Consider the following 22,564-nt stretch of genomic DNA (forward strand, 5'->3'; position numbering starts at 1 on the left):
ATATGTTGCCTTATGATCAGAGGGGGGCTTCCTTTGTTTATTTGGGTTTGTCTGTAGGTATTGTTATTTGAATCTTTCTGGGTGAGTCTGTGCTCATTGCCGAGGTTTATTTAGATGATTAAAGAGAGGCAGTTTGGTTGTGGTTATTCAGTAGTCATGCTTTTCGAAATACGACTACTGTTTCTGATTAAGTGCCACAATCCTTTCGTTAGAGCTTGGTTCTAACAGCGATTGCTGGTCTAGGATGGCTTGTGGATTATGGTCACGGACAAATTCAATGAACTCAATATAAGTCAGTGGTTGGCTAAAGAAATACCCTTGTATTAGGTCGCAGTTGGCTTTTCGAAGGTGATGATACTGTTCGAGAGATTCGACACCTTCGCCAACAACGAAGGTGTCACAAGAGTGCCCTAAGTTAACCATAGACTCGACCATCTTGCGGTCAGCTTTGTCGTCGACGATATTATCGATAAAGCTCTTATCAATTTTAAGTTCATCGACGGGGTAATGAAGAAGTTGGTTAAACGCCGTGTAACCCGTACCGAAGTCGTCGAGAGACACTTTTAAACCTAGGCCTCGGATACTCTCAATGGTCTGCACGGTAAGTTTGCTGCTTTTAACGTAACTGGTTTCGGTAATTTCTATAATGATGTTGCCAGGAGGAACTTGATAACGTTCGAGTACCTTTCTAATATTATCGGCAAAGTTACGGTTGTAGAGCTCCATCGCTGAGATGTTAATGGACAAGGTGCCTTTGTATTGGTGAATCTCTGAGAGCTCTTTATAGCTTTTGATTGCGGTACTAATCACCCACATGTCGAGTTTGGATATTAAATTACTTTTCTCTGCGGCTGGAATGAACTCATCCGGCCCAGCCTTTATATCAAATAGAGCAGGGCAGCGAATCAGACATTCTGCTCCGTCAATCTGAAGTGTCTTAGCATTGAAAATAGGCATAAAGCGAAGTTCAAAGTTATCACTCGCGCAGCACTCTAATAGCCTTTTCTCGATAACATCATGCCTTTCAAGTGAATGAAGTAGTTCTTCGCCGTAAACAATCCGGCTATCTCCGTCGCTATGATCCTTAGCATTAATCAACATCTCATCAATACATCGGTGCCATATCTCCTCGAACTTAGGGGTATCGACGGGTAGTACACCAGTTGCAATTGAAAGCCTGAACCCATAGTAATCTAGGAAAGTCGTACCCGTTAGGGTGTTGTTAATGTTCTCAATTTCTTCGTTTATTGATTGGTGTTCACCCATTTCCAATATCGCAATAAATTGGTTTCCTCCAAGCCTTGCGATTGAATAGTCGCTGCAACTAAAGCCGAAAGAGGATTGTTGATTCTGCAAGGTTTCTCTTAGTGTTTTGGCTAGACTAACGAGTACATTGTCACCCACCTTTGCACCGTATAAGTCATTGATTTTACGAAAGTCGATAATGTCCCAGCAAACCAAGTAACAGTGTGGGCTCATTGAGCTTTTTATACGTACATCGAGGTGTCGAATAAATGAGCGTCGGTTGGCTAATTTGGTTAATTGATCGAATTCGGCTTCGAATTTCAATTCCGTTAGTGAGTCAATGTAGGCGTTCTTAAGCCCGTCGATCTCACTTTGTCCGGATGACCGTTTAAAATATCTGAGTTTGAGTCCGCCAATGGAAATTTCGTGCAACAAGTCTTTGAGTGGACGCACTAATTGATACCGTACGACCATGTGTACGATGAGCATAATAGTGAATAGTGTCGTCAAGCCACCAAGCAAGGTCTGCTGAGCGATAATGGATTTTTCCTGATTGAATTTCTTTTCGCGAATATTAACTTGAGCGAGGAAGTGACGACTGTTCATCTCAACTTTAATACTGTCTTTGGTTTGTTCAAACGACTTGATAACGAACTGAGTGTTTTCAATGTGTTCAGTATCTGATGAAGGTTCAATCAGAAGCTGCATATTGTCATCATCGTTGTATTTTATAAGCAAGTTAGACAGCTGTTTCAACGGACCATCTGCAATCAATATGTATCGGTTTAAGCTTTCGTTTGCGCGTTTGTCTTGGGGGAGTAAGTAAGGATCGATAGCCGCAACATAAGCGTATCTGAGCTCACCACTCACTGAGATATAAGAGAAACCTTCATGAGATAGCTCGTTTTTATTAATCAACGAAGTATAGATGTCGAAGACTTTCTCGTAGATGTTGTCAGGGATCTTTAAGCCCTCGAAAGGGTCAGCTCGTAGTGTCGAAAGTGTGAGAGTGAACTTGGGGTCAACGACATAGATATTACGTTGACCAAATTGATTAACGTGACTTTGGTTTAAGACTCGAAGCACTCTTTTCTCTAATAGAGATAGGGTGGTGTAGTCACCTGGGTTTTGAATATATCGCAAGAACTGCAGTGACGAACCAATATCTTTTACTAACAAAGATAAACCAAGTTGTTCGTACTCAGCCGCGACTAGCGCTGTATTTACGTCGGATTGCACTTCATCTAAGTACATGTGTTTAGCGTGGTTAGAGGCTAAGTTATAGGTAACCATCCCACCAATTGTAAACACGAACAATAGCGTGGGAATGAGTACAAAATAAAGCTTCTTCAATACAGGCATTAATTATCTCAAACTGTCGACAATACGGTTACGAATTTGAATGCTATTGGGTTCGAGTTGCTGATACAGATAACTGCGTTCTAATACCTCTTTGCTAGGGAAAAGCTCAGGATCATTTTGATACTCTTGAGAAGTCAGCGCTTTTGCTTTTGAGCTTGGTGTCGCAAACCATGAGTCCATCGCATTTTGAGCGGCGATATCGGGTTGCGATAGGAATGAGAGAATGGTTTTTGCTTGTGGAGATAACTCTCCATTATTGATAGCAGCAATGCACTCTAACCATAACGTAGTGCCTTCTTGAGGAACGATATAAGCCCAAGATGCATCAGGGTCGGCATCATTCAACGCATAACTGTCTCCGGAATACCCGTAGGCGAGGTCGATGTTAGCGAGACGTTCGGGTTGGTGAATATAATCGATGACGTATTCACTGCTTTCAAGATGAGGCTTTTGAGCTTGTAGAGTTTTGTAGGCGACGCGAAGTTCTTGCTCGTTGTTGGTGAAGGGATCAAATTGATTAGCGAGCAATGCGGTACTCACCAAATCCGTTGGCTCGTAGTACATACTTATGCGGCCACTATTCTTTGAATCAGGTTCGAGAATGGTTGTCCAAGAAGTTGGCGTGTCGACTTTATCACTGCGGTACAAAATGCCCGACGTTCCCCATGCGTAGGGGATGCCATATTCGCCACAACCATCAACCCATCGTGAATCAATGTTACCTGCAATGGATTGTTGTATTTCACTTAGATTATGAAATAGGTTCTGATTGGCTAACGCATTGAGCTTTACACTTTCTATAATCACGAGCTCAAATGCGCCTCGACGTTCGCTCAGTAACACTTCGTCCCTAATAGACTCATCAGAGAAATATTGTTGTTTCAACGAAATATCATAGGTATCGCTTAATTGGGTAATCACACTGTCGGATAAAAATTCATCCCAATTGTAGATATAAATATCGTTTTGTTGGCTAAACACTGTGCCAGTTAAAAAGGATGATGACGCAACAACTAAAACATTGAATGTCTTCACTGACCGATTCCTTTCGTACCGTGACTAACTAAATCGTAGCCTAAATTTTGCGACATAGTTCAAATTTAGGCCTCTAATTTTACTTCAACTTCATGCATTGCATGCAAATACCAACTTTTTGCAAACCAATTGGAACGACAAATCAGTTCTGTGCACAAGATCACTAAGCAAAAACCAGCGGAGTACTTAGCTTTCGTTACCGAAACATATAAACATTTATCGAATGATTCAAAGCCCTAAGGTTGAATTCATCTGAGTCTGGTATAGATGAAAATGAGTAGTCGGTCTGATTGTTTTGGCATATTATCGTTTAACCACTCGAACATGTTTGTTGTATTTATGCAATAATAATGCATTAAATTTTACAATAAGGACATTGATTTATGGGTGCCGGTTTAGTCGGGATTTTTGTTACCGTGGCGATTGCTCATTTTTTAGCGTTGTTAAGCCCCGGTCCAGATTTTGTCATCGTGGTGAAGAGTGCGGTTCGAAATAAAGGCAAAAAAGCGTTAGGTGTTGCATTTGGTATTGCCAGTGCCAATGCGGTTTATATTGGTTTGTGTCTTATTGGGGTCGGCTCTATTTTGGCAGCTTCGGTTTCAGTGATGATCGCTTTAAAAATTATTGGCGGTTTGTTTCTGGTGTACCTTGCTGTTCAAGCGATAAGAGCGAAAAAATGTAATTACAGTAATATCGATGTTGTCGAAGAAGGTGCCTCCATTCAAACCACTTTTCTTAAAGAATTTGTTACGGGTTTTCTATCGGGAATCCTTAATCCTAAAAACCTTTTGTTCTATTTGAGCTTATTCACGGTTGTACTGAATAATGAGGTGGGTTTCATGTTTAAATTAGGGTTAGGCATTTGGATGACAGTGGTTGTGTTTGTGTGGGATGCCGCGATTATCTTCCTTTTATCTGCACCTAAAGTTCGACGAGAGTTTACGCGCGCTGCCTATTACATTGATAAGGTGACAGGGGTAATGTTGGGTCTTTTAGGGTTAACGATTGTTAAGTCGGCGTTGGTGCGTCAGTAACCTTATTAACAGGCTAAGTTCTGATTTAGATGTAATGGTCTATCGATTAAGCCAGTGGCGCGATGCCAAGCGTATGCGCAACGATAATGTTTATGCATATCGCTTCTCCTCTTAATTTTCAGTATCTACTAGTCTTCACGGATAGAACCTTTCCTCGTGTCTAAACCATTACAATTTAGGCAATTTCAACATATTCGGACCTAAGGTTTTTGTCACCTGTAGTTCCCTTTTTCTGAACGTTACGTGAGATCTCGGCTAATTTGCTGCTAACTCCTTGTAGCACTGAGCATTTGTACTTATTGTGGCAGTCAAGATTATATGTTTCAGCATTAGGAGCCGTTGTGGTTTTAGATATATATCAAGTGGACTCGTTTACAACACAAGCTTTTAAAGGAAACCCTGCTGGGGTTTGTATTTCACAAGAACCTTTAGAAGAGTCGTTGATGTATTCGATTGCTGAAGAGATGGCAGTATCAGAAACGGCATTCTTAACCCTCAATACGATGACGTTGAAATGGTTTACACCAGAAGTTGAAGTTAAATTATGCGGTCACGGTACGTTGGCAACAGCGCATGTGATGAAGGAAAGAGGGTTAGTCAATGTGGGTGAGGTTGTGACGTTTGATACGCTTTCCGGGGAGCTATCTGCCACGGTTTGTGACTCCACAATCGAGCTCGACTTCCCAAGTACTGTGCTTGATCTTGGATTGGATGCTAATAAAGATTTGCTGGAATATTTAGGGCTGTGTGAAGACCAAGTCGTGTCATACAGTGAGTTCGATACCAAGCAGTTTATTGAGGTTGTCAGCGAACAAGTTTTATTAGATTTAGCACCAAACTTTGATGCTTTAAAGCGTATTAAAGGTCGAGGCGTCGTTGTGACGGCATTATCGTCGAACTCTGAGCTTGATTTTGTTTCGCGCTATTTTGCGCCGTGGGTGGGTGTTAACGAAGATCCCGTTACGGGTTCAGCGCATTGCGCTCTCACACAATACTGGTCAGAGAAACTAAACAAAGCGCATTTCAATGCTTACCAAGCGTCGCGCCGCGGTGGGTATGTATCGACAGAGCGATTGTCTAATGGTCGTATAAAACTGATAGGGTCTGCAACCACCGTAATCAGTGGTACCTTAAAAGTCTAAACTTCAATATCATTCATAAAACAGCAACGTCGTTATTTAGAACGGAAACGTCATAATTTAAATCTGCTAGGTCACTACTTAAGGAATAATCGTGTCAGCCTTTTATCTGTCTCAAGTACTCGTCGCGATCGCTATTTGTTTCGACTTATTGTCATTCCAATTTAAGGAAAGGAAGAAAATAGTTACCTGTCTGTTTTTTGCAGGCGTTCTTATTTCTAGTCATTTCATTTTGCTCGAACAATGGACGGCGGCAAGTTTGATGATCATCGCGACCATTCGATATTTAACGAGCGTGTTTTCTACGTCACCCAAATTTAAATATTTGTTCTGTTCCATGTCGCTGGTTGCAACAGCCTTTACTTACTCAGGGCTGATCAGTGTATTAAGTTGTTGTGCTTCGATGTTTCAAACGTTTGCGGCGTTTAACAAAGATGACCGTCGATTAAGAGAATTGATGATCATAGGGACTAGCTTTTGGTTGGTTCACAACTATTTAGTTGGCTCGCCAACAGCGGTTCTGATGGAGGCGTTGTTTATCTGTAGTAACTTATTGGGCTACTACCGATTCTATTTTAGAAAGAGTGCTGTGGCTTAGGGCTTATAGCGTAGGCTCTTAGGAAGCTAGGCTTTAGATAAAACAATAAAACGATAAAGCACTGCACCATATTCATCTAACAAGGATTAGGAGAGAGCGATGTCAAATATCTACTCGGATGTGCCTTCGTCAATACCCGACGAAATCTTCAACGACATCATTACTACTGAGAATGTGCGGATTGAAAGAATATTATCTCATGGGCACAGTTCTCCAGAACAAGGTTGGTATGACCAAGATGAAAACGAATGGGTTATGGTGCTAGAGGGACAAGGTGTTATTGAGTTCGAAGACGGACGTGTCGTTACCTTGTCTAAAGGGGGTTACATCAATATTGCCGCGCGAGAGAAGCACAAGGTTCTTGGTACGGACAAAGATACCGTGACTATTTGGCTGGCTGTGTTTTATCGTTAGTATTGCTATCAAGTCGTGGATGGGCAATGAACAAGACATGAAAGGGGTGTGTCGTGGTTAGAATTCGAAATTACCAAGCGAGTGATGCCAAAGCGTTATGGGAGATCTATTTCCATACCGTCCGAAATATTAACGTTCGTGACTATTCTCAAGAACAAGTTGAGGCTTGGGCGCCAAGTGATTTTGACTCTGAGCTGTGGCAAAAGTGCCTGCATCGCATACAACCCTTTGTAGCGGAGTTGGACGGCCGCGTTGTTGGTTATACTGACCTACAACCAAACGGCTTGATTGATCACTTTTTCTGTCATCATGAATATCAAGGGAAGGGGGTTGGGAGAGCTTTGATGGAGCATGTATTTCAGATCGGTTCCGTTCGTGGTGTCTCTCGATACTTTTCAGAAGTGAGTATTACCGCTAGACCTTTCTATGAGCACCTTGGCTTTACGGTCGTCAATGAGCAGGAAGTTGAGATGCGTGGCGTAAAACTCACCAACTACGTGATGGAGAAGGTGGTCGAATAAGTGGACTAGCGTTCTTTAGAAGATCGAGACCTACTTTGAATTATTAATAAACCTTTTTAAGGATAACTTTTTCCGATCTATTGATATTGTCGATGAGTTCAAATTGTGTGCAAGGTAATTTGTCTAATCTAAACATTGAGTGAATACAAGGAGTGTTGTTCATGAGTCATGTGAGTAGGTCTAAACTATATACATTAGTGTCGATGTTGTCCTTTGGTGTTGGGGTTCTCGCCTTAGATGCTGGGGTCTCGGGGCTGTTTCCTCTCTTTGTCGTCGTCATCTCATTCTTTTCATTCGTCATTAATTCTTTTCTTTGTTTGTTCGGAGGGAAGTACGATGATGCGTTTAGTACCTATCAAGAAGCCAACAAAGCGCGCGCTGGTGCGCTAGTTAAAGGGTTCGACAGCAAAGAAAAATAGGTCTCTATCTAAAACAACGAAAGTCTCAATTTTGTTACAGTTATTGCTTCGGTAATTGTCTTTCTACAATGAAAATTCATAGCGTGACCGATAATATTGACCTCGCTTTTTGGTTAGAGGAAATGAAGTGGGAATAGAAGCTTTAGCATTTGTGATGGACGCATTAATCACAGCATGTTGCATGTATATCGCGTCAAAAATGTCTTTCGTCGTGGCTGACTTTAAATCCCTGCTTAGTATTGCCGTTATCGTTGCTTTGGTGTCATTGATTCCAACAGTGGGCTGGGTTATAGGGCTTATTCTGTTTGTATTCTTGCTCGGGAAGGCGACGCATTCCAGTATTGGTGATTGTATCTGGGTAGTGGTTTTCACCAAGGTGGTGTCTATGGCGGCGTTTCTGGTGTTTGGGCGCTTATTTGTGTAGCAACAGATGAAGTCCTAACAGTACCGCTTGATGCTGATATTGACTAGGTAGAGAAATATAAGAAGGGAGTGAACTTGTCACACCCTTGAAGAATTTTTATTTTGATTTTCTGTCAAATAGCTTGATTACTTAGGCAGTAAAACCGCATCAATGACGTGAATTACACCATTGCTCGCTTTAACGTCTGGAATCACGACCTTAGCCGTATTGATCATTACATTTCCGTCGTCAATGGCTACCATTACAGCCTCACCTTGCACTGTTTCTGCACTACTCAGCTTCATTACTTCAGCCGCCATTATTTTCCCTGGAACCACATGGTAGGTGAGTATAGCGACTAGCTTGTCTTTGTTTTCCGGCTTCAACAACATTTCGACCGTTCCCTCTGGCAATGCAGCGAAAGCTTCATCAGTGGGCGCAAATACAGTGAACGGACCATCGCCTTTCAGCGTGTCTACCAAGCCTGCCGCTTTTACCGCCGCCACTAAAGTGGTGAAAGAGCCATTTTCCGCTGCGACATCAACGATGTCTTTCTTCATTTCATGGTGGTTAGCGTGAGCAAAAGCTGTAAAAAACAACGTTGCAACTAGTACTGACAGAGTCTTACTTAAGTGATTCAACATATTGTAGTCCTTTGAGTTTGTCTGTTATTTTCGAGATGTATTACGAAAGCTTAAAAGCGATAGATCAACTTATTGTAGTCTTAAGCCACTTGCTACGGTTGTCGAAGTCACCAGACGAAACTCATCCTCATGGTTAAATGCTTGTTATAATTCTATTTATGTAGTTATAGTTAACGAGTTATTATTCAAATAATGGATGTGAATATGAGGTTCGTTTTACCAGTTATGTTTTCGGCATTTGCTTCAATGCCTGCTTATAGTGGCCTTGCTCCAAGTGAAGGCTTCAGCGGTAACTTCAGTGTTTTGGCCGGTTTCTACTCGGATAGCAGTAATTTGAGTACCGAACAAGATTCGAATCAAGCAAGCCTTACCATGGAAGGGGATAGTGAAAATCAGGGGTTACTCGGCTTTCTTGGAACCGTTCAATACACCTTTGGTGAATCCCTGACTCATCAAGTTTACGCAGGTACGACGCGAGAGGATATTGCGACGGGTACCATCGCCTTTGAGATTGGTTATCGACATCAACTCTCAGGCGGCACCATATTAGACGTTTCTGTGTTGCCGACACTTATCTCTGGTAAGGCCTGGGCGGATCCTTATGCAGTGGGCGTTAATCGAAATGAAACGGATGTAAAAGGTAATGTTGGGCGACTCCAACTAACCAACATCGGCGGAACCGCCTTCCGAACGGATTTCGCAATTGGTCAATCTGACGTTGATGATGAGTTGTCAGGGACTTCATTCTTACCTCCTGAAAAGATAGCTCTGCTTGATAGGGAAAGAACCTATGTGTACGCCAAAGCAGGGTACCCCTTCATCTTACCCAACCAAGCTGGCGTGTTCGTCCCATCTATGGTGTATTTCAATTCAGATGCAGAAGGCGGTGCACTCAGCTTTGACAGTTACGGTATTGAACTGAATTACGCGAAGAGAATCGGTCGTCATGGTTTTGTTGTCACGTTAGATGCTAGTGATCGTCAGTACGACGAAGCAAACCCAATTTATGGCAAAGCACGTGAAGAGAACGAATACGGCGCCTTTCTAGCTTATGAATTTGGTGGCTTGATGGGCTATGAAGATTGGTCGTTTATCACCTTACTTGGCCTAAGAACGATTGATTCCAACATCGATTTCTACAATTCTGAACAAGTATTGGCGAGCGTTGGTGTCGACTATAAATTTTAACGGTTACACATAGCCGAAGCACTCGCTAGAACTTGGGTTCTGCTTTCGCTTTATTATTTGTTAAGTTATTTCGAGCACTTACCGCCTTTAAGGTTGTAGGTGCTCGTTGCTATCCGTAATATGAAAAAAGTTTACATCTAAGATCAGATAATAAGGAAGCGCTTTGGAAATACAAATTAGACATCTTGAACCCACCGATAACCAAGATATTTTTGATATTTATCGACACTCGTCAGTATTAGAGAATACTTCACAAAAGCCTTTTCTTAGCTCTGATCAAGTGGAGCGACTGTTTGGTCACTCAGACCATTTCACTTTAGTTGCGGAAGTTTCTGGCAAGGTCGTCGGCCACATTACTTTATTCATGACCACGAAGGTGAGAGACAGACATTGCGCTGGACTTGCGATAGCGATTAATCCAGATATGCATGGCAAAGGGGTCGGTAAGGCATTAATGCAAGAAGCAATCAATCAAGCCGATAACTGGCTAAACCTCGTTCGCCTTGAGTTAGAGGTTCATGCCGATAATAACGGTGCGATTGCTTTGTATAAAGGCGTAGGTTTTGAACTAGAAGGCACCAAAAGGCTGAGCACGTTCAAAAACGGGAAATACATCGATATGTTGTTGATGTCCCGAATTAGACCTGACTGCCTTTGATCGTGAGCTACTCGTCTGGATTTAACAGGCAAAATAATCTCGGTAATATCGGTTGAACAAAGCCCTAAACAGTTCGTTGTTTGGGGCTTTTTTATAATGAGAGCACTAATTGTTGTCGATCCCAAAACCGTTACGCAGCGCAAATTGAATCAGTTCAGTGTGATTCTCGAGTTCGAGAATATCTAGCATGCGGTATTTGTGGGATTCAATTGTTCGTGGGCTTAGAAACAGAATCTCCGCACATTGCTTAGCAGTATACCCCTGTGCTAATTGTGTCAGAACCGTACATTGCTTTTTGGTCAGCAACAGTAGCTTTTCACTTTCGTTGATGTTGTCGGCTTCATCGCTGGTGACACTGCGCGTCATTTTAGAGTGCTGCCAAAAGCAGAGCCAAATGTCACTGAGCAGCTTGATTCGTGTCATGTCCGTTGTTTCAATAGGTGTGTCGTAACGGTTGAAGCGTGAGAAACCGATAGCGCCCCATTGTTGTCCAAATAACGAAAGGCTCACAATCCCATGCCAATTTGCACCTTCTTCATAAAGTACACGCAATGGGTCGACCTTGTGGCTTTTGAGGGTTTCTTCAGAGAATAACTGCCAACACTTTTTTGAACGCAAAAGCTTAAGATAATCAAGATAATTGCCTTTTAGAAAGCGCTCCATTTCAAGCGGCGGAGTATCTGATTTGGATACAGAGATACTCTTGCCTGTGTCCAAAAGAATCATAGAGTTTGGAAAGAGGGTAAGCCTGTCGAGTTTAAACCAAGTTAACGCTTCTCTTGCCAGCAAGGCAAAAGTGCTATCGAAATCTTTGGGTTGGCAAGCGGTCAAAATGTTGGTTTGGTGGGAAAGCAGATCTTCAAAGCTATCGAATTGGGTATCTTTCATATTGACCGTCATTGGTTGTTTAAGACAAAAATAGCGGTAATAGCTAAAGCGTGTCAACCAAAGAGTCGAATGTTGTTCTGAATAAACCAGGTCCTGCGCCTCGGATTTATTGAGTAATTGGTTAGTGAAATTAAGATTTAACTGTGTATAGTAGCAACCGTTTACTTCGTATAACCCCAATGATATGGTTTGGGGGTCTCTACCAGCTCCCGCAAAGTGCTGATTACGAAGGGTTTAGATCACAATTGTGTTCTTACTCTTTGTAATGGCGTTCAAAACATCCTGTCTATTATTCAGAGTAAGTGCACACCTAAAATCCATAGTAGGTGAAATATGAACGCATTTATCCAAGGGCTTCCAAAAGTAGAGCTGCATTTACACATTGAAGGCTCACTCGAACCTGAGTTGCTTTTCCGACTCGCTCAACGTAACGGCATCGACCTGCCTTATTCATCCCCAGAGCAATTAAGACGCGCATACGAATTTGATGATTTGCAGTCATTTCTCGATATCTATTATCAAGGTGCTGATGCGCTGCGCACTGAACAAGACTTCTATGACCTAACATGGGCGTACTTAGAGCGCTGTAAAGCCGATAATGTTATTCACACCGAAATCTTCTTTGATCCTCAGACACATACCGATCGTGGTATTGCATTCGACACGGTAATTAACGGTATTCATCGTGCGCTTGAACAGGGGCAAAAAGAGCTGGGTATTACCTCGCAAATTATTGCCTGTTTCTTGCGACACCTGTCTGAAGAGAGCGCGATTCAAACGTTCGCCGACGTGCTAAAGCACCAAGATAAAATTATTGGTGTTGGACTAGATTCTTCAGAGTTAGGACACCCACCAGAGAAGTTTCAGCGCGTATTCCAACAAGCTAAACAGGCAGGCTTTTTGACTGTGGCTCATGCAGGGGAAGAAGGGCCAGCTCAAAACATCGTCGATGCGATTGAGATGCTCAGTGTGAGTCGTGTTGATCATGGTGTGCAGTGTATGACTGATGACGCTTTGATTGCCGAATTGATTGAGACGAAAATGCCGCTGACCGTGTGTCCATTGTCTAACATCAAACTGCGAGTATTCGCTGTAATGGAAGACCACAACATTGTGGATCTGTTGAGACAAGGTGTTGCCGTTACAATTAACTCAGATGATCCAGCGTACTTTGGTGGCTACATGTCGGATAACTTTAACGCTGTGAGCCAAGCTCATGACATGACGGAGCAAGAGCTGGCGCAGTTTAGTTTGAATGCCATTGAAGCAAGCTTTGTCGAAGAGTCGTTGAAGCAGCAGTACCGAGATGCGGTTCAAGCGTATCTTGAGCAAGCTAGCGAACTGTGTTGTTAATATTGAATAGACTCGTTTACTAACAGGTAGATCACTAAAAGGTAGCTTATGGCTTATGGCTTATGGCTTATAGCTTTTAGTGACCCCGTCATTTAGAACCACCAAACGACCAGCCATTGTTGGTCGTTTTTAATTCGGGTTGCGCGCCACTCGCTAACTAAGTCTATGAGTTAAGCTACTAAGATATATGATTTTATTTAGATATAAATCATATTGCCTTCGTAATGATGTACTACATTTAAAGAAGATGTAGAGGTATAGCGTTAACGTTGTATAGATATTTTCGAAGGAGGTATAAATCGTTGTTAGACCCAATAATCGGAGAACAAATTCAGTGGCCTTGTGATTTGCCGCAAGACTTTATAGACAGTCTGCTCGAAATAGCCGTTATAAAAACGGGTATACATAGCCTTGAGATTACGAAAAAATTTCAAAATCTTCCGGGGGTTTTTTATATTCTTACCGGTTCGGCTGGTATCTGCTTTTCAACTGAGAATTTGAAAAGTCTGTCGGGTGGGGTCGTAGGTAAAGGCGATTGGATCGGTGCGCTGTCGGTTCATGTTGACTATAACCTTTTTGCTATAGCTGAAGAGGTTGAGCCCATCACAATGGTACTTTTCCCTTCAGACAAGATATTAGAGCTCGCTGAAAAAAAGTGCATGGTATTTAAATGGCTTCTTCATAGTGGCGCTAAAGCCCAATCTATTTGGATTCAAGCTTTCTTATCGTCTATTCATGAGAAAGAACAAAAAACGATTTATGTATTGTTAGAATTGGCGGCTCGCCAAACCAATATTGCAGGTGCAACACTCAGTATCAACATTTCACAAAGCCAACTGAGCACCATAACTGGTATATCCAGGCCTAGATTAAACGAAGTATTAAAGGGAATTGAACAATTAGGTATGGTGAAAATTCAGCGGGGCAAAGTGTTTATTTCGGATGTCGAGGGCTTATATGAGCGTATTTCTCCAATGAATTTGATGATTCGTGACCCTATGGCGAAAATGAAGCCACAATAGTGTTGATTCTCATTTGATTAACAACATTTCGTTATCGAGATGTTTTGGCGTTCTAAGTCCCTCTTTATGAGTAAATCATGGTCCTGTGTTCTTTTGGGAACATACATAGCTCACTAATATCGATAACTTACGCCTGATATTTATAAAATTTAAATTTAGTGAGTAATGTAGTTATGAAAATGGCCGTATTGGAATACAAAGTGTGTGGGATAGGTGACTGGATTAAGACAACGATCTCAAGTCGTTGTGCGTATTTGTTGGCTGTCGAATACAAACAGTTGGGTTGGCCTGCTAGAGTAAATGGTGAAGCAATATCAATCGATTAGTCTTGCGTTTGCTTTAGATTAATAATGAATGTTGAGATAAAAAAGAAGCTGGCAATATGCCAGCTTCTTTTCTTTTTAAGTGAGACAAGTATTAAGTGACACAAGTAAGGTTACTTGTTCACGTAATCTTTGAATTTTTGCTTAGTTTCAGCGTCTGCTTTGTCGTACCAGAAGTAGAGCATTTCTTCGGCCGTGTTAGCAGCGTTGGCATCAATCTTTGCTGGTAGTGTTACAGGTTGAACAACCGCTGCCGTTGCGCCAGCTGCTGTACCCATAGCTAATGCAGCAATGCCGCCTTTTTGGTTGTATTCTTTCGCTTCTTGCGGGTACTTACGACCAATCTGCATGCCATCTTTGATTAGTTTGTCTTGCTTAACACTGATTGCATTCTGGTTTTCATCAACCAGTTTCCAATCTAGGTTTTGAAAGCCTTTTTTCGCTTCGTTGGTGTTGCGGAACTTAGGCATGTCGAACGTCAATGCGGTGTCTGTCGCGTCAAAAGTAGCAATAATTGTATCGCTGTCGACAAACTCACGGTCGTTGCCTTGGCTAAAAGCAAGTTGATATTTGAAAACGATTTGGTTCACGCCATCTGGAACGGTGATCGTTTTGCTCGAAGAGAAGAAACCACCGTCGAGATCAGGTTTAGCCTCATTTACAGCTAAGACTTCGACTAAAGCATCTGCGCTAGAAGGAACTTCAATTGTTACGTCAGCTAACACTTGTGGTGCTGCGATAATTGTGGAAAGCAGCGCAATGGATTGTAATGTTTTCATAGTCATACAGTTATTTGAGTAAATTGTTCTACACTCGCATGCATAAAAAAGTATTTCAAGTTACCTTGTCTCGATTTGGGAAAATTCACCGAAACTTAACGTAAGGATAAAACTTGAAAGCATAAACCGTGCTTAATAACGCGATATACAATGTCGCTAATCGTTATCGCCCCCGTATTATTTCGATGCCTCATTTCCCGTTGTATTAGCTTGCTGATTGAGTTTTTGTATTAAGCGTGTGGCTTGGTGGCTGTTAACCATCAATCGATTGATCAGTTGCTGAAGTAATTCGGCCTCAGGCATTGTGTGATGCTCGGTTACCTGTTCTGCGGAAACTGCAAGCTCAAGTACCTCTGTCATCTCAAACCTTGATGCAATCGCTCTGACTGCGTTTAAGGTTCTGCAGAGATCATCCGGTCTGGCGCTAGAAAATAACTCTATCAATTCGTCAATTTCGTTCTCTAACTCCTCGACGAGAGAGGTCAAGCATTCGAGTTTCTCACCTGTTTCCATCTTACCGCTAGTCAGCAATAGACTGCGCGAAATCTCTTCTTCTGTGAGTGGCAACTTGTTCTTCGGAAGACGTGTCAATATGGTGATGTTGCTTTCATCTTTGTTTGGACGGTTGTGTACATTAGCCGAGTTATGTCGGTTAAGCTCAAACTGGTGATGAAATTCATTAATGGCGTTTTGTAAGCTGTTCTTCTGCAATGGTTTGGTGAGTACGAAATCAGCCCCTGATAGAATAAATTCATCGTGCGCTTCTTTAAACACATCGGCTGTACACGCGAAAACCACGGTAGTTAGCTTGAGTTCGTTGCGGATTTTTTGAATCGCCTCAATACCGCTCATGTTCGGCATGTGGTTGTCCATGATAATTAAGTCATATTGGGTTGAGGCTAGTTTGTCTAAAGCTTGTAAACCATCGTAGGCGTTCTCAACCGTTAAGTTGATAGATTCACAGAACTTTCTGATCACCATCGCGTTGATCTTGTTGTCTTCGACTAATAATACTGAGAAGTTATCGAGAGTCTGATGGGTTCGGATTGGTGTTTGAACGACGATTTTCTCTTGTAGTTCGTGCATTTCTAACGGTAAAGAGATAGTGAATTGAGTACCGGCATTCAGTTGGCTAGTGACTACAATACTTCCGCCCATCAGTTCGACTAATTGTTTCACAATCGACAGTCCTAACCCTGTTCCGCCAAATTTACGTGTCGTTGAAAGCTCGGCTTGTTCAAAGGCTGTAAATATATGGTCGATCTTGTCTTCTGCAATGCCAATACCAGTATCAGTCACCAAAATATTCACGCTTGGCGGGGTTGTCGGTGCAATCAAAAACTCCACTTCGACCTTGCCTGATTCAGTAAATTTGACTGCATTGCCTGCCAAATTAAATAAGATCTGACGCGTACGTGCGGGGTCTCCCACTAACTTAATATTGGCAGGGATGCTGTCCTTGATGACAAAATCGAGGCCTTTGTCAGTGGCAAGTGGCGTCAATGTTTTATCAAGGTGTGTAACCACGTCTTTGACTGAGAATGGGCTGTATTCAAGCTCCATTTTTCCTTGTTCAACCTTAGAAAAATCGAGAATGTCATTTAATATGGTAACGAGGTGCTGACCTGAATCGATGATGATTTGTGCTTGCTTGCGAGTGTCGGCGCTTTGTGAATCTTCTTTGATGATCTGGGCGATACCTAACACGCCATTCATTGGCGTTCGTAATTCATGGCTCATGGTGGCAAGGAATAATGACTTGGCTTCGTTGGCTTTTTCCGCTTTGTCTGCGGCTTCTTGATAGGAGAGGTTGTTTCGCTTTAATTCAAAGACGCGCAGGATAAAGAGGGTGAATGAGAAGGCAAAGGTGAGTAGCGCCAATGTGATGATGAGTTTAACGATGATGCTTTTAAGCTGGTCTTGAACATCGGTAAATTGATGTTCAATCTGCTCAAGGTATTCCATGCTATGGACCGAAAGCACTCGTGATAGCAGTTGGCTCTGTTGCTCATTAAGCTCAGTAAACGTTTTAGACAGGTTAGCCAAGTCTGAGTTTATGCCTTGATGTTGAATTTGTGTGCCTGCAAACAGCACGCTAGCGAGTAGCTCACTTTGAACATTTATGTTTGAAGATGTGATCGCGTCAATATTGTGTGAGCCATTTCTCGAGCCAGTTTCTGTGAGTTGTAGAGTTAGGGATTGCAGAATGAATTGACGGGCAACACTCAATCCGACGAGGTTGTCTAGCGTGTCCACGTTCGCTATAGAAGAGGTGTGGAAACGCTCAAGTAATTCCGGGGTTTGTAAGCCTCGAAAGAACACTGAGTGGATATTAGTACCTTGATAGCTACCTTTGAGCAATTGCAGTTCTTTTTCTAGGGTGACTAAATTTGCCGTCATTTGATAAGGGTTAGAGATCCCCGCGAGAGCCGCATTGGTTATCTGATCGCGCATTTCTAGTACTTCATGTCCGAGCTCACGGACAGATTCACCATATTTAGTGACTTTCTCATGCTCAAAATAGGTCAGCATGATAAAGCTGACTAAGCCCACAAATAGCGAGATAAACAGTAAAAAGATGAGTCTGATTTTATTCATTTTCAAACTCCACTAGCATTTGAGGGCGGTCACCGGTGAGGGTTTCTAGGAAGGTTTTGATATCGCTAATGGTTTGGTCTTCAAATGTTTTTCCTAACTGGCTCTCTCCCATAATCTTAATCGCCTCTTCTAGCGTAGCGGTTTGTCCATCGTGAAAGTAGGGTGCTGTGATTGCGACGTTTCTAAGGCTAGCAACCCGGAATAAGTGCTTGTCTTGTGGTTGAGCGGTAAACATAAAGCGACCTTGATCTTCACTTCGTTCGGAACCTGTCTTTGATAATCCAAAATATCCAAATCGCATCACCATACCCCCGCCAATATTGGTGCCTTGATGACAACGGATACAGCCCTCATCTTGGAAGGTTTCCCACCCCCGTTGTGCGGCGTCGGAAAGGGCATTTATATCCCCCCGTAAATATTGGTCAAATGGCGCATCTGGGGTAGTTAACCCCTGCATGAATTCAATCAACGCTAACTTTATTGATGCAGTTTCAATCGGTAGCTGTTCCGCTTGGAACATATGGATGTAGTCGTCCGATTGGGATACGTAATTGGTAATGAGTTCCCAATTGGAATCCATTTCATCGACGTTGTGTACAGGGCCGTCGATTTGGTCAGCAAGGTTGTTCACCCGACCATCCCAAAAGAATCGATAGTTAAAGACAGTGTTAAAAACGGTGAGTGAATTTCGCATCCCCGCTCCATTAACGCCAATAGACACAGGAATTACTTCAGCCCCGTTAGTTTGTAAACTATGACAGCTTTCACAGCTGACACTGCGGTTGGACGACAAATTCGGGTCTTTAAATAGTGTCCAACCTATTTTAGCCAATTCATGATCTATTTCGGGCGAGTGAGGAATAGGGAATATTTCTTGGTCTGAAAATGCCGCCTGTTTGGTGTCTTGTACATCTGAAGTGGAGATGTGGGCTGAAGAATGTGCGTCATCGTGGTCGCTTTCATGACGTTGATTCTCAATGGGTTCAAATGAAGCGTGCATGTCTGAAGGGGAGGCGTTATAGACCAGTATGGCGATTAAAACGCAAAGGACAGTTATACTAATTCCTGCAAAATATGGCGTTCTCATAACGTAAGTTCCATCTCAATTCCGATCATTTATTGACTCAAAATCCGTCTGAGCCTACTCATATTACGCGTTATTAATATAAACCTAGTTTCACAATGGGAATGTTGCAAGCCCAAGAAATAGAACTTCGTTTGGTAGAAAGGGTTTTAAAAGAGGAGCCTAAGGCTTGGTACTTAGGGTTGTTAGGTAAGTTGATCGTTACAAGTACTTGGCTGCTCCAATTGCTTGAAGGACAAAAGACAGAAAAGCCGTGGTAGCGGTTGAGCTATCACGGCTTTGTCTTACTTTTATCAGCGCTAGCTAATAATTATTTAGCTTGTGCAGCGGCTGCTTCTAGTTGCTTAAGTTTACCTTGAAGCATGTAAGCATTCTGGTTGAAGTTACCAGGGTTCAGTACTTGGCTGTTCTGCATTGGGTAGTCAGGTAGCGTGTTCATGAACTCTTGTACTTTGCCGCCTACTGGTACGAATAGCCACATATTGTCTGCCATCCAACGTAGGTACATGCCAGATTCATGTGGTGCTTTTTCGAATGGGTCAGCACGTAGGTGTACAACTTGAGGCCAGTTTGGTTGGAAACGCACGGCGTTTGTGATGTTACCGTCCATAACTGCGAATGAGATCTTGAAGTCATTCCAACGTACCGCGTTTAACTCAGCGTTTGCAGAGAAGTAAAGCATGCTGTCACGAGGGCCTTTTTCTTCTTTACCTTCGAAGTAAGGTAGGAAGTTGTAACCATCTAGGTGCACACGCCAATTTTTGCCGTTGTATGTCGCCCCTTTATCAGAAGCCAGTTTCTCAACGACTTTATCATCACCAGCAGCAGCCATTAGTGTTGGAATCCAATCTTGGTGGCTCATGATGTCGTTGATCTTAGTTCCCGGTTTGATAGTGCCAGGCCAGCGAACTAGCTGAGGAACGCGCATACCGCCTTCGTAAGTTGTACCTTTCTCACCGTGGAAGTAAGTTGCACCACCATCAGGCCAAGATACTGTCTCTGCACCGTTATCGGTAGAGTAGATTACGATAGTGTTGTCTGCGATCTTAAGCTCATCAAGCTTATCTAGAAGGATACCGACTTGGTCATCGTGCTCTAGCATGCCGTCTGCGTAGATGCTGATACCAGATTTACCTTGATACTTCTCTTGTAGACGAGTCCACACGTGCATACGAGTCGTGTTGTGCCAGATGAAGAATGGTTTGTCAGCTTTCACTGCTTTTTCCATGAATGCTAGAGATTCTTCTAGGAACTCTTCATCCGCGTGCTCCATACGCTTACGCGTCATAGGGCCTGTATCTTCAATCTTACCGTCAGAAGTCGACTTGATTACACCACGAGGGCCAAAGTTCTTACGGAACTCTGGGTCTTTAGGGTAGTAGTATGTTTCCGGCTCTTCTTCCGCATTTAGGTGATAAAGGTTACCAAAGAACTGGTCGAAACCGTGGTTCGTTGGAAGATGCTTATCTTGGTCACCCATGTGGTTTTTACCGAACTGAGCTGTCATGTAGCCCTGTTCTTTAAGAAGGTCTGCGATAGTTGGAGCCCAATCAGGGATACCGTGGTCAGAGCCCGGCATACCGATAGTCAGTAGACCTGTACGGAAAGGTTCTTGACCGGTTAGGAATGCAGCACGGCCAGCAGTACACGATTGTTGACCGTAGTGGTCAGTAAATAGTGCGCCTTCGTTAGCAATACGGTCGATGTTAGGTGTTTCGTAACCCATCATACCGTTGTTGTATGCACTGATGTTGAATACACCAATGTCATCACCCCAGATAGCAAGAATGTTTGGTTTTTCTGCTGCTGTTGCCGCTGAAGAAGCTGCTAATAAGCCAACACCTAATGCTAGTTTATTAATTTTAGTACCCATAAGGACTCCGATTCACTTTTAAGATTAATGCGTTAGAGCAACACATCGATGAGCAAATGTTATTCCCAAAATTCCGTTCCGTCCTTTTATAGTGCTTATAACCAATCGTTATGATGTCTAGTTAACTTATTGATTCATATCAGTTCCAGTCTGTTGCCAGAATAACCCCTTAGTTTGTATGTGTGATCCTTATCATGTTTGATGCCGTAAACCTTACCGATGACTTCTGTATCCATATCTCAATAAAAATGACAAAAAGATTAATAGCTTAGGTAATCTCGCGTATGAGTAAAAAATGAACTATACGTTGTAGGGCAGGATGCAAATAACTTACGAAGAGGTTTCTATGACAGCGAAGTATGGCGCTAAACGTCGATTAGCGATTTTGGGTACAGCAATGATGGCCGCGTCTAGCGCCACTTTTGCAGCAGAAAAGCCAAACATATTGGTCATTTGGGGGGACGACATTGGTCAATCCAATGTGAGTGCGTACACATTTGGCTTGATGGGCTACCGCACTCCAAATATTGATAGCATCGCCAAAGAAGGCATGATGTTTACCGATTATTACGCTGAGCAGTCTTGTACCGCAGGTCGCTCAACGTTCATCACGGGTCAAAGTGTTCTTAGAACGGGTTTAAGTAAAGTAGGCCTTCCAGGAGCAGACATTGGTTTGCAAGCGGAGGATGCAACGATTGTAGAAATGCTTAAACCTATGGGGTACATGACAGGTCAATTTGGTAAAAACCACCTTGGCGATAAAGATGAATTCCTTCCAACAGCACACGGGTTTGACGAATTTTTTGGCAACCTTTACCACCTGAATGCTGAAGAAGAACCGGAGAATGAAGATTACCCAACTGATCCAGAGTTTCGTAAGAAATTTGGCCCTCGTGGTGTGATCAAATCATTCGCCGATGGCAAGATTGAAGATACAGGCCCATTAACGCGTAAGCGTATGGAAACGGTCGATGAAGAAACACTAGACGCGGCACTTGATTTCATGGATCGCGCAGTGAAAGCGGACAAACCATTCTTCGTTTGGTGGAACGCAACAAGAATGCACTTTAGAACGCACGTTCAGCCAGATAGCAAAGGCGTAACCGGCATCAGTAACTACGCTGATGGTATGGTTGAGCACGATCGACACGTTGGACAACTATTGAAGCAAGTGGATGAGTTGGGAATCAAAGACAACACCATCGTTTTCTACTCAACGGATAACGGTCCACACATGAACTCTTGGCCTGATGCCGGTACAACGCCGTTCCGTGGTGAGAAAAACACCAACTGGGAAGGCGCATACCGTGTACCAGCAATGGTTCGTTGGCCAGGAAAGATTGAACCGGGCAGTGTTTCAAATGAAATCATGCACCACATGGACTGGATGCCAACCTTCGTTGCAGCCGCTGGTGATGATCAGATCAAAGAGAAACTACTGAAAGGTCATACAGCGGGTGATAAAACGTTTAAAGTTCACCTAGATGGTTACAATTTCCTTCCTTACCTAACCGGTGAAGAAGAAAAAGGCCGTCGTTCGGAGATCTTCTACTTTACCGATGACGGTGACCTTGCGGCACTTCGTTACAACCAATGGAAAGCGGTGTTCATGGAGCAGCGTGCAACGGGTACTATGCAAATCTGGGCAGAACCGTTTGTAACGTTACGTCTTCCTAAGCTGTTTAACCTCCGTATGGACCCATACGAAAACGCAGATATAACATCGAATACTTACTATGACTGGTTGTTAGACCATGCTTATATGTTCGTACCTGCACAAGCGTATGTTGGCAAGTTCTTAGAAACCTTTGCTGAATATCCACCACGTCAAAAAGCAGCGAGCTTTAGCTTGGATCAGGTTATGGAGAAACTTCAAGAGAACCATAATAAGTAAGCTTTGGTTTATTGAAACTGATAGTTTGATGAAACTGGTAACACGAAAGAGCTCTTAGGAGCTCTTTTTTTATGAGCATATCGATGAGTA

Annotated in this window: 21 protein-coding genes and 1 riboswitch; of the genes, 13 read left to right on the forward strand and 8 right to left on the reverse strand. The window is 42.8% G+C overall.

The window, feature by feature from the left end:
• Positions 1–174: 174 nt before the first annotated feature.
• On the reverse strand, positions 175–2,607 hold the full coding sequence (locus QWZ07_RS01225; RefSeq protein WP_102282246.1) for a putative bifunctional diguanylate cyclase/phosphodiesterase: 2,433 nt from the start codon (positions 2,605–2,607) through the stop codon (positions 175–177).
• A 3-nt stretch (positions 2,608–2,610) separates the two neighbouring features.
• Positions 2,611–3,642: an ABC transporter substrate-binding protein gene (locus tag QWZ07_RS01230; RefSeq protein ID WP_192852543.1), complete on the reverse strand. Its 1,032-nt coding sequence runs from the start codon at positions 3,640–3,642 to the stop codon at positions 2,611–2,613.
• Positions 3,643–4,025: 383 nt separating this feature from the next.
• On the opposite strand from QWZ07_RS01230, the gene QWZ07_RS01235 reads away from it, so the two are divergent.
• The 7 genes from QWZ07_RS01235 to QWZ07_RS01265 all read left to right on the forward strand — a co-directional run bounded on the left by QWZ07_RS01235 (position 4,026) and on the right by QWZ07_RS01265 (position 8,191).
• On the forward strand, positions 4,026–4,676 hold the full coding sequence (locus QWZ07_RS01235) for a LysE family translocator (RefSeq protein ID WP_102311909.1): 651 nt from the start codon (positions 4,026–4,028) through the stop codon (positions 4,674–4,676).
• A 341-nt stretch (positions 4,677–5,017) separates the two neighbouring features.
• Positions 5,018–5,818: a PhzF family phenazine biosynthesis protein gene (locus QWZ07_RS01240; RefSeq protein ID WP_192852544.1), complete on the forward strand. Its 801-nt coding sequence runs from the start codon at positions 5,018–5,020 to the stop codon at positions 5,816–5,818.
• Between the two features lie 91 nt (positions 5,819–5,909).
• Positions 5,910–6,413: a YgjV family protein gene (locus QWZ07_RS01245; protein ID WP_065112904.1), complete on the forward strand. Its 504-nt coding sequence runs from the start codon at positions 5,910–5,912 to the stop codon at positions 6,411–6,413.
• Between the two features lie 99 nt (positions 6,414–6,512).
• A complete protein-coding gene (locus QWZ07_RS01250; protein ID WP_192852545.1) occupies positions 6,513–6,827 on the forward strand; it encodes a cupin domain-containing protein in 315 nt (104 codons plus the stop codon).
• A gap of 53 nt (positions 6,828–6,880) precedes the next feature.
• Positions 6,881–7,348 carry a GNAT family N-acetyltransferase gene (locus tag QWZ07_RS01255; protein ID WP_065104764.1) on the forward strand — a complete coding sequence of 156 codons (468 nt, stop codon included), beginning with the start codon at positions 6,881–6,883 and terminating at the stop codon, positions 7,346–7,348.
• Between the two features lie 161 nt (positions 7,349–7,509).
• Positions 7,510–7,767, forward strand: coding sequence for a hypothetical protein (locus QWZ07_RS01260; RefSeq protein ID WP_065112907.1), 258 nt, complete (start codon positions 7,510–7,512; stop codon positions 7,765–7,767).
• A 127-nt stretch (positions 7,768–7,894) separates the two neighbouring features.
• Entirely contained in the window at positions 7,895–8,191 is a 297-nt protein-coding gene (locus QWZ07_RS01265; protein ID WP_099166723.1) for a hypothetical protein, read from the forward strand.
• A gap of 125 nt (positions 8,192–8,316) precedes the next feature.
• Here QWZ07_RS01265 and QWZ07_RS01270 read toward each other — a convergent pair whose 3' ends face one another.
• A complete protein-coding gene (locus QWZ07_RS01270) occupies positions 8,317–8,814 on the reverse strand; it encodes a fasciclin domain-containing protein (protein WP_192852546.1) in 498 nt (165 codons plus the stop codon).
• 204 nt (positions 8,815–9,018) lie between these two features.
• Here QWZ07_RS01270 and QWZ07_RS01275 point away from each other — a divergent pair, with 204 nt between their 5' ends.
• Positions 9,019–10,002 carry a DUF2860 family protein gene (locus QWZ07_RS01275; RefSeq protein ID WP_192852547.1) on the forward strand — a complete coding sequence of 328 codons (984 nt, stop codon included), beginning with the start codon at positions 9,019–9,021 and terminating at the stop codon, positions 10,000–10,002.
• Between the two features lie 163 nt (positions 10,003–10,165).
• A complete protein-coding gene (locus QWZ07_RS01280; RefSeq protein WP_192852548.1) occupies positions 10,166–10,660 on the forward strand; it encodes a GNAT family N-acetyltransferase in 495 nt (164 codons plus the stop codon).
• A gap of 105 nt (positions 10,661–10,765) precedes the next feature.
• Here QWZ07_RS01280 and QWZ07_RS01285 read toward each other — a convergent pair whose 3' ends face one another.
• Positions 10,766–11,548: a response regulator transcription factor gene (locus tag QWZ07_RS01285; RefSeq protein WP_192852549.1), complete on the reverse strand. Its 783-nt coding sequence runs from the start codon at positions 11,546–11,548 to the stop codon at positions 10,766–10,768.
• 146 nt (positions 11,549–11,694) lie between these two features.
• Positions 11,695–11,794: riboswitch (purine riboswitch) on the forward strand.
• Positions 11,795–11,881: 87 nt separating this feature from the next.
• On the opposite strand from QWZ07_RS01285, the gene QWZ07_RS01290 reads away from it, so the two are divergent.
• The 3 genes from QWZ07_RS01290 (at position 11,882) to QWZ07_RS01300 (ending at position 14,249) form a co-directional block, all read left to right on the forward strand.
• Entirely contained in the window at positions 11,882–12,901 is a 1,020-nt protein-coding gene (locus tag QWZ07_RS01290) for an adenosine deaminase (protein WP_192852550.1), read from the forward strand.
• 302 nt (positions 12,902–13,203) lie between these two features.
• Positions 13,204–13,923 carry a Crp/Fnr family transcriptional regulator gene (locus QWZ07_RS01295; RefSeq protein WP_017111941.1) on the forward strand — a complete coding sequence of 240 codons (720 nt, stop codon included), beginning with the start codon at positions 13,204–13,206 and terminating at the stop codon, positions 13,921–13,923.
• Between the two features lie 173 nt (positions 13,924–14,096).
• A complete protein-coding gene (locus tag QWZ07_RS01300) occupies positions 14,097–14,249 on the forward strand; it encodes a hypothetical protein (protein ID WP_165689592.1) in 153 nt (50 codons plus the stop codon).
• 110 nt (positions 14,250–14,359) lie between these two features.
• Here the strand turns inward: QWZ07_RS01300 and QWZ07_RS01305 are convergent, their stop codons facing one another.
• The 4 genes from QWZ07_RS01305 to QWZ07_RS01320 all read right to left on the reverse strand — a co-directional run bounded on the left by QWZ07_RS01305 (position 14,360) and on the right by QWZ07_RS01320 (position 20,580).
• Positions 14,360–15,025, reverse strand: coding sequence for a DUF2057 family protein (locus tag QWZ07_RS01305; protein ID WP_102361068.1), 666 nt, complete (start codon positions 15,023–15,025; stop codon positions 14,360–14,362).
• A gap of 177 nt (positions 15,026–15,202) precedes the next feature.
• Positions 15,203–17,623 (reverse strand): ATP-binding protein, encoded by a 2,421-nt coding sequence (locus QWZ07_RS01310; protein WP_192852551.1) that lies wholly within the window; start codon positions 17,621–17,623, stop codon positions 15,203–15,205.
• A complete protein-coding gene (locus QWZ07_RS01315; protein WP_192852552.1) occupies positions 17,616–18,710 on the reverse strand; it encodes a cytochrome-c peroxidase in 1,095 nt (364 codons plus the stop codon). The genes QWZ07_RS01310 and QWZ07_RS01315 overlap by 8 nt, the downstream gene beginning before the upstream one ends.
• 307 nt (positions 18,711–19,017) lie before the next feature.
• On the reverse strand, positions 19,018–20,580 hold the full coding sequence (locus tag QWZ07_RS01320; RefSeq protein WP_065104773.1) for an arylsulfatase: 1,563 nt from the start codon (positions 20,578–20,580) through the stop codon (positions 19,018–19,020).
• A 346-nt stretch (positions 20,581–20,926) separates the two neighbouring features.
• On the opposite strand from QWZ07_RS01320, the gene QWZ07_RS01325 reads away from it, so the two are divergent.
• Positions 20,927–22,474, forward strand: coding sequence for an arylsulfatase (locus QWZ07_RS01325; protein ID WP_192852553.1), 1,548 nt, complete (start codon positions 20,927–20,929; stop codon positions 22,472–22,474).
• The last annotated feature ends 90 nt before the right edge of the window (positions 22,475–22,564 follow it).

The sequence above is a fragment of the Vibrio lentus genome (genome assembly GCF_030409755.1).
In the GTDB taxonomy this organism is placed as follows: domain Bacteria; phylum Pseudomonadota; class Gammaproteobacteria; order Enterobacterales; family Vibrionaceae; genus Vibrio; species Vibrio lentus.

Excerpts from the sequence above, each read along its gene's own strand:
- QWZ07_RS01275 (WP_192852547.1), top strand. The coding sequence starts at position 9,019 with ATGAGGTTCGTTTTACCAGTTATGTTTTCGGCATTTGCTTCAATGCCT.
- QWZ07_RS01270 (WP_192852546.1), bottom strand. The coding sequence starts at position 8,814 with ATGTTGAATCACTTAAGTAAGACTCTGTCAGTACTAGTTGCAACGTTG.
- QWZ07_RS01310 (WP_192852551.1), bottom strand. The coding sequence starts at position 17,623 with ATGAATAAAATCAGACTCATCTTTTTACTGTTTATCTCGCTATTTGTG.
- QWZ07_RS01250 (WP_192852545.1), top strand. The coding sequence starts at position 6,513 with ATGTCAAATATCTACTCGGATGTGCCTTCGTCAATACCCGACGAAATC.
- QWZ07_RS01315 (WP_192852552.1), bottom strand. The coding sequence starts at position 18,710 with ATGAGAACGCCATATTTTGCAGGAATTAGTATAACTGTCCTTTGCGTT.
- QWZ07_RS01300 (WP_165689592.1), top strand. The coding sequence starts at position 14,097 with ATGAAAATGGCCGTATTGGAATACAAAGTGTGTGGGATAGGTGACTGG.
- QWZ07_RS01235 (WP_102311909.1), top strand. The coding sequence starts at position 4,026 with ATGGGTGCCGGTTTAGTCGGGATTTTTGTTACCGTGGCGATTGCTCAT.
- QWZ07_RS01325 (WP_192852553.1), top strand. The coding sequence starts at position 20,927 with ATGACAGCGAAGTATGGCGCTAAACGTCGATTAGCGATTTTGGGTACA.
- QWZ07_RS01305 (WP_102361068.1), bottom strand. The coding sequence starts at position 15,025 with ATGAAAACATTACAATCCATTGCGCTGCTTTCCACAATTATCGCAGCA.
- QWZ07_RS01290 (WP_192852550.1), top strand. The coding sequence starts at position 11,882 with ATGAACGCATTTATCCAAGGGCTTCCAAAAGTAGAGCTGCATTTACAC.
- QWZ07_RS01260 (WP_065112907.1), top strand. The coding sequence starts at position 7,510 with ATGAGTCATGTGAGTAGGTCTAAACTATATACATTAGTGTCGATGTTG.
- QWZ07_RS01320 (WP_065104773.1), bottom strand. The coding sequence starts at position 20,580 with ATGGGTACTAAAATTAATAAACTAGCATTAGGTGTTGGCTTATTAGCA.
- QWZ07_RS01225 (WP_102282246.1), bottom strand. The coding sequence starts at position 2,607 with ATGCCTGTATTGAAGAAGCTTTATTTTGTACTCATTCCCACGCTATTG.
- QWZ07_RS01285 (WP_192852549.1), bottom strand. The coding sequence starts at position 11,548 with ATGAAAGATACCCAATTCGATAGCTTTGAAGATCTGCTTTCCCACCAA.